This window comes from Streptomyces katrae (assembly GCF_000717655.1).
GTDB classification, from domain to species: Bacteria; Actinomycetota; Actinomycetes; order Streptomycetales; family Streptomycetaceae; genus Streptomyces; species Streptomyces katrae_B.
The window spans coordinates 1-15237 of sequence record NZ_JNZY01000021.1; the positions used below are offsets into that span (position 1 = coordinate 1).

The window sequence follows — 15237 nt, forward strand, 5'->3', positions numbered from 1 at the left end:
ACGATCCACGGCCGAGTACTCACACCACCACGAACGGCCGAATCATCGCACCGGTTACGCCCGACCAGCACATCTCAACAAGATCCTGTTACCGGCTCTAAGTACCTGACCGACACGACCAACTGACCGGGCAGCGAGAGAGCAAAGTGGGGACGTCGATGACGGGGAGCACGGGACGCCGAGCCGTTCCAGTGAAAGCGTGGGCCGGGGCAGGAGTATGCCTGGCGCTGCTGGGCGCATTCGGGGCCTGGTTCCTCCTCGGGCGTGAGACGTCCCCACCCTGCAATGGCCTGGCCGAGAACGCGAGCGTACAGAAAGCAGTGGGGGCTGCTGTCCACCCCGGCATCAGCTGCGCGGCACTCGGAGAGGCGATCGTAAAGGCGACTGCGGGCAGCCAACCGGGGCATCACACCCAGGAGCAGGCGCAGGCGATGAAGGACGTCATCTTTGCGCTCGGCTGGGTGCAGTCGCAGAAAATCGAGCTCGACCCCGCATTGAGGGTGCCCCTTGCCACTGCCCTAGCCGGCTACGCCCCCGATGTACATGAGATGCTCGCCGGTCTTGACAACGAGTACATAGCGAACGCAGGCGACAACAAGTCGCCCTGGAAAGCCGGGGGAACTTACCACCTGTCGGTTTGGAACAGCGTGCTCACAAAAACTCTGCGCGCTGTGGCGGTGGACCCCCAGGCATACGCCCTGCTGCGCATGGCAGAGACCCACACCGCAGCTGGACAGCTTGCAGCCGTCCCTGCGGACGCGACCGGCGTAGATCTCTCGCTGGCGCCGACAAAGAACGCCCGCGCACTCGGCATCCTGGACGGCATCGCCGACGCAGCCGTAAGCCAGGACGCCCAAGAGGCCCGGAAATGGCACACCACGGTCTTGGAGCGTCTGATCAGCGAACAGGCGGACCAGGCGGAGTCGGCCGGTCGCCTCACCGCCACGTGGCTCCAGGAACTCAAGAACACCCCCGAGAAGCAACGCGCGGAACGCCTGCATACCCAGGGCGTTGACATGGCCCGCACCTGGGCCCAGGCCCGCACCATGGACGAGCCAACCCGGCAGGAACTGCTCGCCAAAGTAGAAAACAGCGCCCGCAACGCCCACGAGGAAGGGAAGCACTGAGCCCTCAGGCTTCACTGCGAGAAGGCGCAGCCTGCGCCGCCGCCACGAAGCAGACCCTTGCGGCGGCATCCGTCCGACCTGTGGCCGCCGACCGGACACCGCAGAACCGTTTCGCACCGCAGCCAACACCAGCCACGTGCCCGGGGAACCTCGGCGACAGGGCAGCGTCCTTCCCCCGTGAACCGCCCCGCTCAAGCGAGTGGATTCACCCCTCACTGGATTTCGCCGACGACGGCAGAAAGCTACGAGCCGGTCCGTCGTCGGCAGCGTGATGCGGGGTACCGCAGCGACCGCCGTCGTCCTCCGAGGGGTACCGATGAACAAGAAGTGGCTGCCGCTGACCATCGCGCTCGGCGCCGCCGGGGTGGCCGTCGTGACGGCGAGCTTCTGGCCTGACGACGAGAAGCCGCCGCTACCGCAGACGCTGTGTCATGGGGCGCTCAGCCGGCAGACGGCGGAACTGATCGACGACGGCAAAGGGGGGGAGGTCAGCACGGAGGAGTGGGAGAGCAAGGGCAAGAGCACCGATCACGCGGTGTTCAAGGGGTGCCAGGTGCTGCGCGCCAACGCGGACAGCGACTACCCCCGAGGGGTCTACACCCTGATCATCGAAGACAACCGGAACGACCCTCACTACAAGCCCAAGAACTCCGTCCCCCTCGGCCCCGGCTTCACCGGCTGGGCGCTTCCCGACCAGGCCGAGGCCAACCTGCCCGCCGGCTGTGCTGCCCGCATGGGCTCGACCGCGCCGAACATCACGGTGACGCTCATGACGCCCGCTAAAAAAGGGGAAGAGGAGGAGAAGGACCTCGTCGACCGGGACGCCCCCGCGATCCGCAACAATGCGGCCGTGGTGCAGGAGGCCGCCACCAAGCTCGCCAAGAAGTACGGCTGCGCCGCCTGACCGCCGCCTGACAGTGATCTTGGTCGACACGGTTCTAGTCCCGTACTTCGCGGGTCGTTGATTCGTATGGTGGGACCGGTCCGGGAGCGTCCCGGACCGGTCGTATGGCGTCGGTCCGGATGTGTCGATGACTTCCCGGTCCCCGCGGCCACAGTCCCAGCGTCAAGGCTGCCAGACGTTCGCCCCGCTCGCCGACAGCATGGCGCAGTCCGAGGTCCGGCCCGCGAAGCCCACCTTCTACGGCGTGAAGAGCACCGAGTTCCAGAGCTGACCAGCGGCCGGGCATGCCAGCCGCCGTACGAGGACCGCAGACAGGGCGGCGGCCCCCACCCGCAGAGGGTGGGGGCCGCCGCCGTTTCTGGTGGGAACGCGCGAGCCGGGTGGGCTATCCAGCAGACACAGCCTGGTGTTCTCTGTGCTTGTTGAGCAGATCCAGCATCTTGTCGAACTCGTCAGTCGGCATCTTGAGGATCAGGAATTGCGCCGCTTCGACACCGTCCTTGTAGGGGAACAGCTTGAGCGGCTGGCCCCCTCCCCCCGTTGTCGCTTCGGTTGGGTTGGCCTGCCCGGGAACGGATGGAACGCCCTCCCCCGATGCGTTCGGCAGCGGCTCCTCCTCCGTGCCTGTCGGCTCTCCCGGTGCCCGGTCGGCCATATCCGTTTTACGGCCGTAAAACAGATCGGCCCCCTTCTCACTCGCCCCGGCAGGCGGCCCACTCGGCAGCGGCTTGGCAACGACAGGCGCCTTGGCGGCCTTCTTCGCGGCCGACCGCTCAGCAGAGGCTGCCGTGCGCTGCTTCTGCTCGTCTTGCCACCATGCCAGCTGTTGCGGGCCGCTCCAGTCGTTGTCCCTGGCCAGCTTGCCCAGTGACCGCGCGGCATCGAGCGGCATGGACTTCTTCCGCACCAGGTCCTGAGCCTCGGGCGCCAGGTGGGTGAGGAGGATGCGCTGAGTGACCCATCCGTCGACCCGCTCGAAGTGCTGGGCTACGGCGCGGTTGGAGCCGAACTCGGCCACGAGGGACTGGACGGCGTACGCCTCTTCGATGGGGTTGAAGTTCTGCCGATCGACGTTCTCGGAGACCACGGCTTCCATGAACGTCTTGCGGTCCTTGGCCAGCCCGTCATCGACAACGCAGTTCAGGCTGGGGCTGCCGGCGGCCGTGGCGCCACGGTATCGACGCTCACCAGTGACGAGGACGTAGTCGACGTCGCCGATGTGGTCCGCGTGGTCGGGCCACAGCTTCAGGTAGGCGCTGCGGCTGACGGCGGGACACGCCTGGATCTGGCGGCGCAGCAGGCTCTTCCCGAGGTCGATCAGCTCGGCTTCGGTGCCGAAGTCTGTACGCGGGTTGACCAGGTTGGGGGCAAGCCGGCCGAGCGGTACACGGAGCAGTCGGCCGTCGGCTCGGGTGTCGACGACTGGGGCGTCATTTTCATCGCCGAAGAAGTCGTCGAACTCGTCGCGCTTGGCCATCTATCGGCCCCCCGCGTACTTCTGGCGGCGGAGCTGGTGCTCCAAGGCGAGGGAGACGAAGTCCTGCTTGGCCTTGGTGGCGATGTGGTTGGACTCGTACTGGGTGCAGAATCGCCCGTTGGTGATGCCGCGGGTGTGCGGCTTGTAGTGGCGGACGGTGGCGTTGTAGAGCTCCCAGCCCCTTCGCTGGACAAGGCTGATGGTGCGGTCGCGGTCCGCGGTGCCGTCGCGGGGGTCCCAGTTGTTGACGACGACCCCGTAGGGGATCTGGCGGGGAACAAGGACGCGCTCGACGGTGACCTTGGTCGGGGTGAAGGCCGATCCTTCGGCTTCAAGGGGGACGATGACGTCATCGGCGACGTCGAGGACCGCCCGGAGTGCGTCTCCAGTGGTTCCGTCACCGAGAGGGTCGATGGACTCGTCTTCGTCGTCGTCTGCCTTCAGCGGCATGAAGCCGGGGGTGTCGACGATGATGATGTCGGCCTTGGCGCTGCGCAGACGGCGCAGCTTGTCGAGGCTCTGGCTTGCGTCGACCACGCGGAAGGGGACTGGCCTGCCGGCCTTCCTTACCTTCTCGGCGTGTTCGATGCTGGTGCCTTGGGGGTCTATTGAGACGACCGCTACGGACGGGCCGTCGCCTGCAGTCTCGGCGTCGACGGCATCGCAGCCGAGGATTTCTGCGTAGACCGCAGCGAGGTTGACCGACAAGAGTGACTTGCCGACCCCGCCCTTACGGTTCAAGAGCACGGTGATGTAGGGCATGTACTGCTCTCCGACTACTTCCCGGGAACCCGGTACTTCGGATGGACGGGAAGCATCCTCTCAGATGATCAGAAGGCGTCCAGCAGGGCGTGCGGAGCGCCGTGGTTTTACGGCCGTAAAACCGAGCGAGTCAGGCGACGAGCTGGCTGCCGCATCGAGCAGTCCCCGCACAGCGAGTTTTACGGCCGTAAAACCAACCAAGGGCTGACCGGTCCGGAAACGCAAAAGGCGGCCCCCGCCGCCCGGATCGAGGTCCGGATGGCGGAGGCCGCTTCGTGTACTCAGGCGCTCAGGTCAATGCCGGGTGGGAGGTTGCGCCCGGCGTGGGTGTGGGTGAGGAGCCGGTACGCCGTCGTCCAGGCGCCGTGAATTCGGGTCCTGGCGCAGTGGAGTGTGCCGGTGACGGCGGTCTCGGTGTCGGGGTGGATGAGGAACAGGGTGAGGGGGTCGGCGTCGGGCTGCTGATCGGGGAGAGGGCGTCCGCGTTCCAGGCCGCGCTCGCCGATCCGTACGGCGACGTCGCCGCGGCCGGTCCAGGGTGCCGGCCTCTGGCGGGCGGCGAGCATGGCGGTGAACTCCGCGACGGCCTTCTGGTCGCCGGGGTGCAGGGGGCCGGTGCCGTGTCCGCAGCGTCGGTAGCGGGCCGTCACGTGCGCACCGTCCGGCGGTGCAGCCGCGTCCGGATCCGGTAGCGGAGCGAGGCGCGCTCTGCGCGCTCCTCGATGGCGTCGGCGAGCAGCTCCTCCAGCTCGGTCATGTGCTCTTCGGCGAGCCACTGGGGCTGGTAGTCGTCGCCGTGGCAGACCGGGCAGAGGTGATCGTGTCCGGCGAACTCGTGCCACGGCGCGCAGCCGAGGTCCTGGCAGTCCGGCCGGGTGGGGTCCTCGCCGATGCCGGAGCAGTACGGGCAGCGGGTGAAGCGGTAGTCGATGGGGGCGCTGTGGTGGAGGTCGGAGTGGAGCTGGGCGAGGCCGCGGACGCCGAGCTCGCGCAGCAGCGCGTCAGCGGCGAGGACCTGGCGGTCGATACCGGTGTCGTGGTGGTCGGCGAGCATCTGGACGGCGGTGCACAGGCGAGGGTAGAGCGGTCGACCGGCACGGCGTAGCTGCTGGCCCACGGGTCGGTGGGGTTGAGGTCGGTGGGCGGCGGGGCCGGCGCGGTAAGCGGAATGCCGAGGGTGGTGAGCTGGGCGGTGACGTCGGCGGTGCGGCGGGTGAACTGGTCGAAGACGGTGGTGGGCATCGGCCCTCACATTCGCCGGGGCCGCCGGGACCAATTGGTCCCGGCGGCCGGGCGGGTGGGGGTCAGCGGGTGGCCGGGGTGAGCGCGGCCTTGTGGCTGTCGCGGTGCGCGCTCTGCGCCGGTTCGGCGAGGACGCGGAGGCCGTGGGGCTCGCCGACCGGGCCGCAGCCGCTGCACACCACGGTGTAGTTGCGGCGGCCGGTGCAGCCGGAGTCGGCGTCGCGGGGCTTGCCGGAGGGCCGCACGGCGTGGGTGCATTCGGTGCCGTCCGGGTGGAACGGGGCGATCTTCACGCTGATTCGGGCCACGGGTTTCGGCTCCTGTTCGGGGTCGGGGAAGGGCAGCTGGTGGAGCGCGGCCGCGGGGGTGCGGCCCCGGGTGGGGCGCGGCGGGGTGGGCGGCTCGGTCCGGGTGAGCGTGGTCTCGGGGAGGAGGCCGAGCTGTCCGGCGGCGGCCGCGCGAGCGGCGAGGGTGAGAGAGCGGGTGACCCGGTGGTACCCGTGATCAATCCGCAGATGGCAGAGCTGACAGGCGGCGAGCAAGTTCAATCCGCGGCCTGGTTCTCCTGCCCGAACACGGTCCGGACTGCGAGAACGGCTGCCGTTGAGACCTCGACCTGCTCGGCGCTGGGGCAGAAGCGGACATGTCGCCGGTGGCACTACTGAGCGCCACCGAAATTCCGACCATGGGTTTGCTCCAGCCGCCTAGTGTCCTGGCCATGGACTCTGAACGACTCAAGCTCTCTTCGCGCAAATGGATGATCGCGGCCTTCGCCGCGCTCGCCGAAGGCCCGTCGTCCCATGACCTGGCGGTCCACCACGCCGGGATCGCTGCCGAGCATCTCCTCAAGTCATACCTGGCCAGCCTCCACCCGGCCCTCGTAGTCGAGGGCAAGGATTTCAACTCCTTGCTGCACGCGACGGGTCACGGGGCACACGCTTCGGTTCCCGCGGAGCAGGTCAAGACCATCGGCTTGGCCGAAGCCCATGCCCGAGCGCAGAAGATCTTGCGGAAGAAGATGCCGGTCGATCAGCGGGCGCTTGGACCGCTAGCCAATGCTCGTAACGGCGTCGCACACAGTGGCATGTACGACCGGTCAGAGGTCAATGCCGTCTTCACCACGTGTCTCCGGCTGATCGACCCCTTGCTCGTCGAGCTCAAGATCGACACTTCCTACTGGGGCCGCTACGAGTCCCTGCACGACCGGCTTCTCGAAGAGAACGTGGAAGCTGTCCGTGTCCGGCTGGAGAGCAAACTTGCTCGGGCCAAGGATGTCTTCTCTGAACGTTACGGCCACTTGCCCCAGAAGGAACGCGAGCTCGTCCTCGGCACGATTGCACGAGTCTCCCCTCCCGGCTACATCGAACACGACGAGCCCGCCACCTGCCCGGCATGCGACTCGCAGGGCTGGCTTAGTGGTGACACGCACGTTGACGAGGATGAGTGGGCGGTCATGTTCACCCCGTTTGTCTTCACCTGCCCAGCCTGCGACCTGCGTGTCGAGCACGAGGAACTTGAAGAGCTGGAGGGGCTTGCGGAGGAGGTCAAGCTGGATGAGTCACCAACCGACTTCTACGCGGACTGGGAGCCAAGTGAAGTCCGTGGATCTTCATGGGATGGAGGACCATTCCACAACTTCTGATAGCCGGGCTTACCAACAGCTACCTCGGGGTCCTGGTGGCAGTCGGCGATCCGGGCGATGCCGACAACCGCGCCGGTGACCAGCTCACGGTCGCGGATCGTGCGGCCGATCAGCGGGACGCGCAGGGCGGGCCGGTCGACGGTCTTGCTCGTGTGCAGACACCCAGCCGGTCCGCCACCGGCCGGGCCGGTTCTCCACGGTCTTGGCGCCAGCGAGGATGCAGGCCGCGTACGGCTGCCGGATGCTGATGCCGCGGATCCAGTCGCCCTCGGGCAGGGGCGCGGCGCTCATGCGGCCCGCCCCCACACCGCCGTGCCCGGACGCCCGGCCCGGCGCCCGTTGATGGACGGCACTGTGACGTGCTGCCGCGCCGCGAGGATCGCCCGGCCGGAGTGCTTGCCGTCGTACAGGGCAGCGTCGGCGGCGCGTTGCAGCAGGCTCAGGTCGCGGGAGCCGACCGTGTGCGGGGTGGCGGCGCCGACCGAGGCGCCGACGTCGACCGTGCGGCCGTCTTCCATGACGACCGGGGTGTGCAGCATCCGGACCAACTGCGCGAGGCGCTGCTCCAGGCGCCCGGCGGACAGCTCCAGGACGACGGCGAACTCATCGCCTCCGAGGCGGCCGACGGATGCACGCGGGCCAGCCCAGGCGGTGAGCCGGGCGGCGGTCGCGGCCAGGACGGCGTCCCCGGCGGCGTGGCCCAGGGTGTCGTTCACGGCCTTGAAGTGGTCCTGGTCGACCAGCACCACGGCCACGTCGACGTGCCGGGCAAGGAGCCGGCGGGCGCGGGCGGTGTAGGAGTCGCGGCGCAGCAGGCCGGTCAGCGGATCGCGGCGGGTGGCGGCGAGCCGCTTGTGGAGCGCGACGGCGTGGACCGCCCAGCCGGTCAACGGCAGTGCGGCGGTGGTCAGTAAGAGTGCGCGCTGCCCGAACCGGGCGTGTGTGCGCAGGACGGAGTCCATACTGGGATCTCCCTCTCTCGTCTCGTACGGGGTGGGTAGGCCCGGGGCAGGCGACTGGTTTGGACGCCGATGTGCGCCTGTCCCGGGGCAGAGCTACAGCGCGAAGTCGCTGCGGACGGTCCAGCTGACGGGGTTGTGCCAGGGGCCGGCCTTCGCGGCGGGCCACTCCAGCTGCCAGCCGGGCCGAAGCCCGCACACTCCCCAGCTGTCCGGCTGCTTGCCGGGGATCTCCAGTCCGGCCGTGTGCGCGGCGAGCGCGGCGTCGTACACCTCGTGCGCGCGGCGCAGGGCCGTGGTGGGGGAGTCGGCGACGCCGGTGAAGACGTGCACACCATGCCGGTCGGGGTGGCGGGTGTCGTGTATCGGGACGTCCACCTCGTAGATCCGCAGGCGCATGACGTCCATCTCCTCTCTGTGCTCAGTGGTGAGGGACCACCGCGACCGCCCCGGCCCCGGCCGGATCGGCAGGGGGCGGGGCGGCACGGAGGACCGTCACACGCGGCATGGCCGGTTCGTCACGGCCGGGACCCGCGGACGTAGTCGATGGCGCTGGCCACGTGGGTGTTGGCCATGAGGCTGCCGCCGTCGTCAATCCGGTCCCGGAGCTCGTCCAACCGCATCCATGCCGTCGCGAGCTGCTGCACCAGCCACGCCTCATCGCTGGCGGCGTCGTTGCCGAGTCGGGCTGCGATCGCGGCGAGGCGGTCGGCGTCCTGGTGGCCCGCCTCCAGGAAGGCGTCGGCCCGGCGGACCTCGTCCTCCGTGAACACCTCTCCGAGGCGCCGGACAGCGTCGGCCTGCGGGTCGTCGGCGTACTTGGCGTAGCCGCGCAGGTGGACCGCCAGGCGGGCCAGCTCCCAGTCACTCCGGCCGGGGTTGCTGCTCTCCTGGAGGAAGGTCATCGCACGCTCCCGGCTGTCTCACGGAGCACTTCATCGGCGTGCTTGTCGAGCTCCCGGTCCGCGTCGTCGAAGCCGCCGTGGACCGAGCAGACGATGTCCTCGCTGTCGTCCAGCTCTCCGGCCAGTGCGCGGGCGAGGCAGGCGACGCTGTACGCGGGCGCCCAGGCGTAGCCGGTGCATTCGTCGTCGTGCGGGCAGGGGAGCGCGACGTCGAAGCCGTAGTCGCCCTGGCCGTCGACGTTCGTCCGGAACGCGAGGGTGAGGTACTGCTGGCCGAGGCGGATCTCCGCGACGCGGTCGCCGCCTGCGGCCGTCGAGCCGGGCTTCCACCGCCACAGCGGGAGGATCTCCTCGCCGAACACCCGGCGGACGAGCAGCAGCTCGCCCAGGCCGTCGCCGCCGTCGAGTCCGAGGTCGGCGTTCCGGGCATCGCCCAGGCGCTGAAGGAACGGGAGCAGCTGGCAGAGGCTGTCGGAGAAGACGACCTCGTTGAAGCCCTCGGCCAGCAGCTTCGGGTGGGAGCGGACCATCGCGGTGTGCTGCGCGCGGACGGTGTCGTCCGGCACGGTCCGGTTGGCCGGCCGCGGGGCCTGGCGCTCCATGCACACGGAGGCTTCTTTGGAGGTTGCCGAGCCTGAGGCGGACCCGTTACGGCGTTCTCGCAGCTCAGTGGCTATGGGTGAGCACTGTATTGATCGCAACACCTGTGGTGCAAGGTATGGCGTCATCCGGATGGGTGGAGAGCTACGTCCACGCCCACGGACGCCATTGGCGCCGCCCGCGCTGAGGAATACCTCACCGAGACGGGCGTTGTCGGGCGCATCCGGGTGTCCTTCTCCCCCGGAAAGCCGCCGGGATGGTGTCGGAGGGCACGGCGAACAACCAAGCGCGCTGTGCTGTGTGCATCACAAAACTTGCGCAACATCCAGCCTTCGGGGGCCGATTTTCATGGAGAAGCAATTTGGTGCGTCCGACGCTGTTGAGCCCTTGCCCGTCACTCCATCCGGACCCGAGCACCAGACCCCCCTGGTCGTCGTAGCGCCCGCGTACCGTGACCGTCATCCCGGCCAGCCGCCGTTCCGGGTCGTAGCTGGGCCGCGGTCAGCGACAGGATGCAGCTCATGAGCGATCTGACGGCAGGGATCTTCGCCCTGGGCGGTGCTCTCGTCGGCGGGGCTGCGACCTTTGCCGGCACGGTCTGGGAGCTACATCAGCAGCGAAGGACTGCCCGGACGGAGATGGCTAAGGCAGCTGTCGACCAGGTCATGACCGAGTTCTCGGAGATCCAGAAAGCCATCCGCCTAAAAACAGGCAGCTACGAATGGCCAGCGGAAGACACACGCCACACATGGCCAAGCGCCTTCTGGAGATCGGAGACCCTCACCACGCAGAAGAAGATGAAACGCTTCAATCTCATGCAGGACCGCCGTCAAAGGATCGAGATCGCGATACTGCGAGTTCCTGACACTCGCCTACGACTGCGCATCCAGTTGGACATCGGGATGATCTATACCCTTCCCACGGAAACGTCTGCTTCAGCCAGTCATAGCCGCGACACGCGCATCTGCGACGACGCACTGGATTGCCTAGGGGCATACCAGCGGGGGGAGCCCATCCCAGAACCGAATCACGCAGTCCAGGCGGCATTCCAATCATGGAAAAAGTACTCAGGCGTTACGGGGCTCGACCGGCTGTAGAGGGCCGCAGATTCTGTCTCCGACCGCACTCGCGGCCGGGGCCAGAGATAGAAGCCTCGGGCCGACAGGTCCCAAGACCCCCGAGCTGCTCGCGTTCCCAGACTGGGACTCTCCTCGGCCCAAGCGAGGACGAACCCTCGGCCGACGCCCGGCCGATGATTCGCTCCGCGCATTCCGTCACCCCGCGAACCGCATTTCGTCGGTTCCTCGCAAGGGGCCCGGCGTCAGCCGGGCCCCTTGCCGTGCTTCACCCTTCTGTGGGACGGGCGGTGTTGAGTCGGCTGATCAGTTGGCGGTTGGCCGCCCGTGCGGCCTGCAGTTCCTCGTCGCGTTCCTCAAGCCGGCCGGTCAGGTCGATCACCTGTTGTTCTAGCGCGGTGATCCGGCTCTTGAGCTGTTCGACGTCATCGGGGGCCCCGAGCCCGGACTCCCGCCACGCCTGCTCGCCAAGCACTTCGGAGAGCTTGGTCTCCAGGTGCCTGACGCGGGCGGCGAGACGGGTGCCGCGATCCAGCGCATTCGCCAGGTCTGCCTGGAGCGAGGCCCGGCTGACGACGGGGCCAGCGACGTCACCAGGCGGTTCGGCGCCGGCGGTATGGACCTGAGCGAGTAGGTCCTTGTGGCGGTAGAGGAAGGCGCGGTCGACTCCGGCCTGCCGTGCGATGCCCGAGACGCTGATGACCGTGCCAGCTCGCCTGGCGACGTTGATCGCCTTGATGACGCGCTGGCGTCGGCGGGCTGAGTCGGCCTTGCGTCCCTCGATCAGCGGGTTGGTGTTCATGCGGTCCGGTTCGGTCGGATGTCGGGCAGGGGCTGGCGGATGCGGGGCAGGCCGAGATGGACGACGCTGTTGCGGGCACGTCGGACCAGGGCGGTGGCGTGGTCGACCTCGGCGCGTTCTTCGTCGGTGAGCTCGTCGACGGAGTCCTTGACGCGGCGGATCAGGCGGCGGACGCGGCGGATCTCCTCGTCGGAGGGCAGGGCCTCGGCTTTCGCCCACTCGTCGGCGTCGACCGTGGCCAGGAGCCGCTCGCGGTTGCGCAGCAGATCGGCGAGGTAGCTCTCCAGGTCGGGCAGGTAGGAGACGTCGGTGCGGAAGTGGGCGCAGCCGACGCAGCGGAATCGGACGGGGCAGTCCTGGCCGTTCGCGGCGACGTTGGATGGTTCGCTGCAGACGCCGTAGGGGACGGCGACTTCGCCAACGGCCCGCCGGAGGTGTTCGGTGTCCAGCAGGGCCTTGACCTGCCTCCAGACGCGGTTGCCGTGACGGTCGAACTGCATCTGGGTGACCCGCTCGACCGCCTCCCTGCGGCGTTCTTCCCCGACACGGTAGTACTGCTGTGTGGTGACCAACTGCTCGTGATCCATGAGCTGTTGCAGGACGTCCACAGGGACTCCGGCGTCTGCGTGGCGCTGCGCGTAGGTGTGCCGGTAGGCGTAGGGGAAGATCTTGGTCTTGTCGAACGGCAGCCTCTTCGTCACGAGCTGCCCCTGGAGTTCGACCTTGGCAACGACGTGGATGTCGGGCAGCGAGTTCACCCAGATCCGGTGCTTGCCGGAGACCCACGCGGGGCTGATAGAGCGTGTGCCGTCCACGCATCGGTAGGTCGTCGGCAGCAGTTTCAGCCGATTCAGCGGCGTGTCTGGGTACCGGGCGCGGACGCGTTCTTGCTGTTCGGTGACGAGGCCGGCGGTCGCTTCCGGGATGGGAAGGCGGCGGCCATAGCGGTGCGATTTGTAGTTGTCATAGACCAGGACCGGCTTGCCGTCACCGTCCCGCTGCAGGCAGTCCCAGGGCAGTTTGCAGATCTCGACCGGCCGCCGGCCGGTGTCGATGAGGAGCTCGGCGGTGATTCGGGATTCCCTGCCGTGCTCCAGCTCCAGCTGCGGCAGATGCGCGCAGAGCACCTCCATGACCTCGGGAGGCAGGTCATGACCGGCCTCGTCATCGTCGGGCAGGGCGGGCACGTCTTCCAGCCCCATGGCGAAGTCGTCCGGGAGTCCGTGCAGGGGTTGGCCCGGCCGGGTCAGCCCCATCGCCCGCATCCGGATCAGGACCTGGCGCGGATACATGCAGTGGTCGTGGCGGCTCCTGAGCGTGATGTCCCCGCGTTGTTCGAGGAAGGCCAGGCGGTTGCCAAACGCGACGATGTCCCCGCGACTCAGAGCAGCCGGGTGGACGCCGTGGTCCTGGCGCTGCAGGCGCAGGCTCTCGGCGAGCTTCTCCAGCGAGTTGAGCCGGGACTGGACCGTGTCTCCGACGTTGTCGCCGCGGCGCCGGGGCAGGTCGTCCCAGGCCCACATCTTCGCGGCCTGCCGCAGCCAGCTCTGGGTAATGCCGGCGAACCGCAGCCACTTGGTGTGGCCGAACGCCTGGAGATCCCACAGATCTTTATGACGCTCGGTTTCGGGGGACAGGCTGCGGCGGTTGGCGTACCGGACGAAGGCGTCGCGCAACTGCCGGTGCATTCCGCTGCTCTGCTCAGTGAGCTCCAATTCCTCGACCGAGGACACCTGCCGTCGGCGCAGCAGGTCGCAGAATGGGCGCAGCTTGTAGTACGGGGTCCGCACACAGTCCCGGATCCGCTCCTGCAGGCCGTACAGGACCTCGGCCACGACCCGATCGGGCAGACCGCGCAAATTGACCTCATTGGCCTCGTCGATCGGCGTCTCCGTGCGCCGCCAGTGATCTTCGTCGAGATCCCTGACACGGCGTCGAAGGTGACGCAGCCGGGCCTTATGCGCCTCGCAGTAGGGCGAGGTCTTCCCCGGCCGCTGCCGCACGCAGGCCGAGGTCTGGCACAACCCGTACGATTCCAGAGCCCTCACGTCGGGATGGAGGAGGAAATCCTCCATCGGCAGCTTCAGTGTGATCGTCCGCTGGTAGTGGTGCGCCGCGCACAGCCGGACGCGTGCGCCCTTCCAGGGCCGCGGACAGTCGGTGATCACGCAGTGCTCGATGCCGAGATACCGCCCGGCCTGGGCCGCAGGTGACACGGCGAACTCCTCGGGACTGAGGTCCTGCCATTGGCGTTTCCAGCGGCTCCGGCAGCCAGAGCACAACCCACAGGCGTAGGTGCTGGCGCGGTAGCAGCTCGGCACGATGCAGGCCTTCACACCCAGGTAAAGGTGGTCGTGTGGGAAGTGCAGCAGCCGCATCTGCGGCTCCCAGCGCAGCAGCGCCAGGAAGTCCGGGTCGACAGCCGCCCATAGCTCTGCAGCGATCGGGGCAGACTCGTCCGTCTCGGGCGACAGGGACGTTGGCAGGCTGATCGTCACCGGCCCACCCCGTCGACCAGCTCACGCGGCACCGGCACCCGCTCGATCGCGGCGCGCAAACGCCCGGGGGAGGGGTGCAGATACGGCTGAGCCGATGCCGGCTGCGACTGCCCCAGCAGATTCTGGATCTCGTCGATCGTGCCGTCGGCGTCCGCGACGTTGCTGGCGAAGCCATGGCGCATCCGGTGCGGCGCCACATGCTCCTGCACTCCGGCCCGCCGGGCCAGGGCCTCGATCAGATCGCCAATCGCGTCCGGCGTGACCGGCGACCCCAGCGGCGGGCGGAAGAGGTTGACCAGCAGGAAGTCGCTGCCACCGGCACCCATCCGCTCGTGCCGCTCGGCGGCGTACTGATCGAAAGCCTGCACGACCAGGAAGTCCACCGGCATCACCCAGGCGCGGCGGGACTTCGACCACGCCCCGTTGGAGTTCTGCCGCCGTACGACGTGCAGGTGAGGGCCTTCCGCATCACAGCCCAGCGCGCGGGAGTCCATCAGCAGGTGGCAGTCCTCGCGGCGCAACCCGGCCACCTGGCCCCGCCGCAGCCCGACCCGGGCCAGAAGCAGCACGACCAGCCGGTCCCGGGCGTTGCGGCACGCCTGGAACATCGCGACCACCGCTTCATCACTGGCCCGATCCACCTGCGACGCCGGCTCTTGCAGCCGGTGCCGTGCCTTCAGCCGGTACTCCAGCCCGGCCCCCTCGACATGGGCCTCGTGCGGCAGATCCCGGGTGTCGGCCAGCTCGTAGATCTGACCGAGCACCCACGGCGGGACCTCGCCGAGCCGGATCGCATGAGCCAGCAACCCCCGCACCCCGGTCAGGACGCGGTTGACCCGCCGCTCGCCCCGCACCGGCACCGCTCCCGGCCCGGACACCACGGTGCCCACCGACCCATCAGCCTGTACCGGCGTGTACTTCAGCCACACCATGAACAGACCCAGATCCCGTGCCGCTACCCGCCAGTCCCGCGCGGTCCTTCGGCACCAACTCAGGTACAGGGCGACGTCACCGGCGTACGCCTTCGTGGTCAGCTCCGCGCGGTGCTGGCCGAAGCGGAGGTGGCGCAGCCAGTGATCCGCTGGCCGCACCACGTCCAACCCGTCATCGATGACCGTCCAGTACCGCGTTCCGGACGGCATCCGCACTGGGAAAGCCCTCACATTTCACCCCTTGCTCTGAGACTTGTGCAACGACCGGCCACAGAGCCGCACCCCCTGAGAACCTGCCTGCGGCTCCCAAC

At 68.4% G+C, this 15237-nt stretch carries 17 protein-coding genes; 5 read left to right on the plus strand and 12 right to left on the minus strand.

The features are described from left to right. Positions 1-431 precede the first annotated feature (431 nt). The 3 genes from IF09_RS0123855 to IF09_RS45725 all read left to right on the plus strand — a co-directional run bounded on the left by IF09_RS0123855 (position 432) and on the right by IF09_RS45725 (position 2302). Entirely contained in the window at positions 432-1127 is a 696-nt protein-coding gene (locus tag IF09_RS0123855; protein WP_030298934.1) for a hypothetical protein, read from the plus strand. 316 nt (positions 1128-1443) lie between these two features. Beyond that, a complete protein-coding gene (locus tag IF09_RS0123860; protein WP_030298936.1) occupies positions 1444-2031 on the plus strand; it encodes a hypothetical protein in 588 nt (195 codons plus the stop codon). Between the two features lie 127 nt (positions 2032-2158). Beyond that, a complete protein-coding gene (locus IF09_RS45725; protein WP_158710023.1) occupies positions 2159-2302 on the plus strand; it encodes a hypothetical protein in 144 nt (47 codons plus the stop codon). A 114-nt stretch (positions 2303-2416) separates the two neighbouring features. On the opposite strand, the gene IF09_RS41890 is transcribed toward IF09_RS45725, so the two are convergent. The 5 genes from IF09_RS41890 to IF09_RS44785 form a co-directional block, all read right to left on the minus strand. After that, on the minus strand, positions 2417-3508 hold the full coding sequence (locus tag IF09_RS41890; protein ID WP_051832801.1) for a ParB/RepB/Spo0J family partition protein: 1092 nt from the start codon (positions 3506-3508) through the stop codon (positions 2417-2419). After that, the gene (locus IF09_RS0123875) at positions 3509-4270 is read right to left on the minus strand and encodes a ParA family protein (RefSeq protein ID WP_030298941.1); all 762 of its coding nucleotides are present in this window, start codon (positions 4268-4270) and stop codon (positions 3509-3511) included. 281 nt (positions 4271-4551) lie between these two features. Further along, a complete protein-coding gene (locus IF09_RS0123880) occupies positions 4552-4920 on the minus strand; it encodes a hypothetical protein (protein ID WP_030298943.1) in 369 nt (122 codons plus the stop codon). Continuing rightward, positions 4917-5324, minus strand: coding sequence for a hypothetical protein (locus tag IF09_RS40500; RefSeq protein ID WP_234321120.1), 408 nt, complete (start codon positions 5322-5324; stop codon positions 4917-4919). The genes IF09_RS0123880 and IF09_RS40500 overlap by 4 nt, the downstream gene beginning before the upstream one ends. 250 nt (positions 5325-5574) lie before the next feature. Further along, a complete protein-coding gene (locus IF09_RS44785) occupies positions 5575-6060 on the minus strand; it encodes a hypothetical protein (protein ID WP_106975122.1) in 486 nt (161 codons plus the stop codon). 170 nt (positions 6061-6230) lie between these two features. Here IF09_RS44785 and IF09_RS0123895 point away from each other — a divergent pair, with 170 nt between their 5' ends. Then, positions 6231-7154 carry a hypothetical protein gene (locus tag IF09_RS0123895; RefSeq protein ID WP_051763393.1) on the plus strand — a complete coding sequence of 308 codons (924 nt, stop codon included), beginning with the start codon at positions 6231-6233 and terminating at the stop codon, positions 7152-7154. Between the two features lie 287 nt (positions 7155-7441). Here the strand turns inward: IF09_RS0123895 and IF09_RS0123905 are convergent, their stop codons facing one another. The 4 genes from IF09_RS0123905 to IF09_RS0123920 all read right to left on the minus strand — a co-directional run bounded on the left by IF09_RS0123905 (position 7442) and on the right by IF09_RS0123920 (position 9620). Continuing rightward, complete coding sequence (locus tag IF09_RS0123905) at positions 7442-8116, minus strand: GGDEF domain-containing protein (RefSeq protein WP_030298948.1); 675 nt, start codon at positions 8114-8116, stop codon at positions 7442-7444. Between the two features lie 93 nt (positions 8117-8209). Continuing rightward, positions 8210-8512 carry a hypothetical protein gene (locus IF09_RS0123910; protein WP_030298950.1) on the minus strand — a complete coding sequence of 101 codons (303 nt, stop codon included), beginning with the start codon at positions 8510-8512 and terminating at the stop codon, positions 8210-8212. 119 nt (positions 8513-8631) lie between these two features. Then, positions 8632-9018 carry a hypothetical protein gene (locus IF09_RS0123915; RefSeq protein WP_030298952.1) on the minus strand — a complete coding sequence of 129 codons (387 nt, stop codon included), beginning with the start codon at positions 9016-9018 and terminating at the stop codon, positions 8632-8634. Further along, positions 9015-9620, minus strand: a complete 606-nt coding sequence (locus IF09_RS0123920; protein WP_324606859.1) for a hypothetical protein — start codon at positions 9618-9620, stop codon at positions 9015-9017. Before IF09_RS0123920 ends, IF09_RS0123915 begins: the two co-directional genes overlap by 4 nt. A 519-nt stretch (positions 9621-10139) precedes the next feature. Here IF09_RS0123920 and IF09_RS0123925 point away from each other — a divergent pair. Further along, positions 10140-10715 carry a hypothetical protein gene (locus tag IF09_RS0123925; protein WP_030298957.1) on the plus strand — a complete coding sequence of 192 codons (576 nt, stop codon included), beginning with the start codon at positions 10140-10142 and terminating at the stop codon, positions 10713-10715. A gap of 247 nt (positions 10716-10962) precedes the next feature. Here IF09_RS0123925 and IF09_RS40505 read toward each other — a convergent pair whose 3' ends face one another. Genes IF09_RS40505 through IF09_RS0123940 form a run of 3 tightly spaced genes read right to left on the minus strand, consistent with a single transcriptional unit; the run spans position 10963 to position 15136 of the window. Beyond that, positions 10963-11496 (minus strand): DUF6262 family protein, encoded by a 534-nt coding sequence (locus IF09_RS40505; RefSeq protein WP_030298959.1) that lies wholly within the window; start codon positions 11494-11496, stop codon positions 10963-10965. After that, the gene (locus tag IF09_RS46385; RefSeq protein WP_199920471.1) at positions 11493-13994 is read right to left on the minus strand and encodes a site-specific integrase; all 2502 of its coding nucleotides are present in this window, start codon (positions 13992-13994) and stop codon (positions 11493-11495) included. The genes IF09_RS40505 and IF09_RS46385 overlap by 4 nt, the downstream gene beginning before the upstream one ends. Next, positions 13991-15136, minus strand: coding sequence for a tyrosine-type recombinase/integrase (locus IF09_RS0123940; RefSeq protein WP_037635826.1), 1146 nt, complete (start codon positions 15134-15136; stop codon positions 13991-13993). Before IF09_RS0123940 ends, IF09_RS46385 begins: the two co-directional genes overlap by 4 nt. Positions 15137-15237 lie beyond the last annotated feature (101 nt).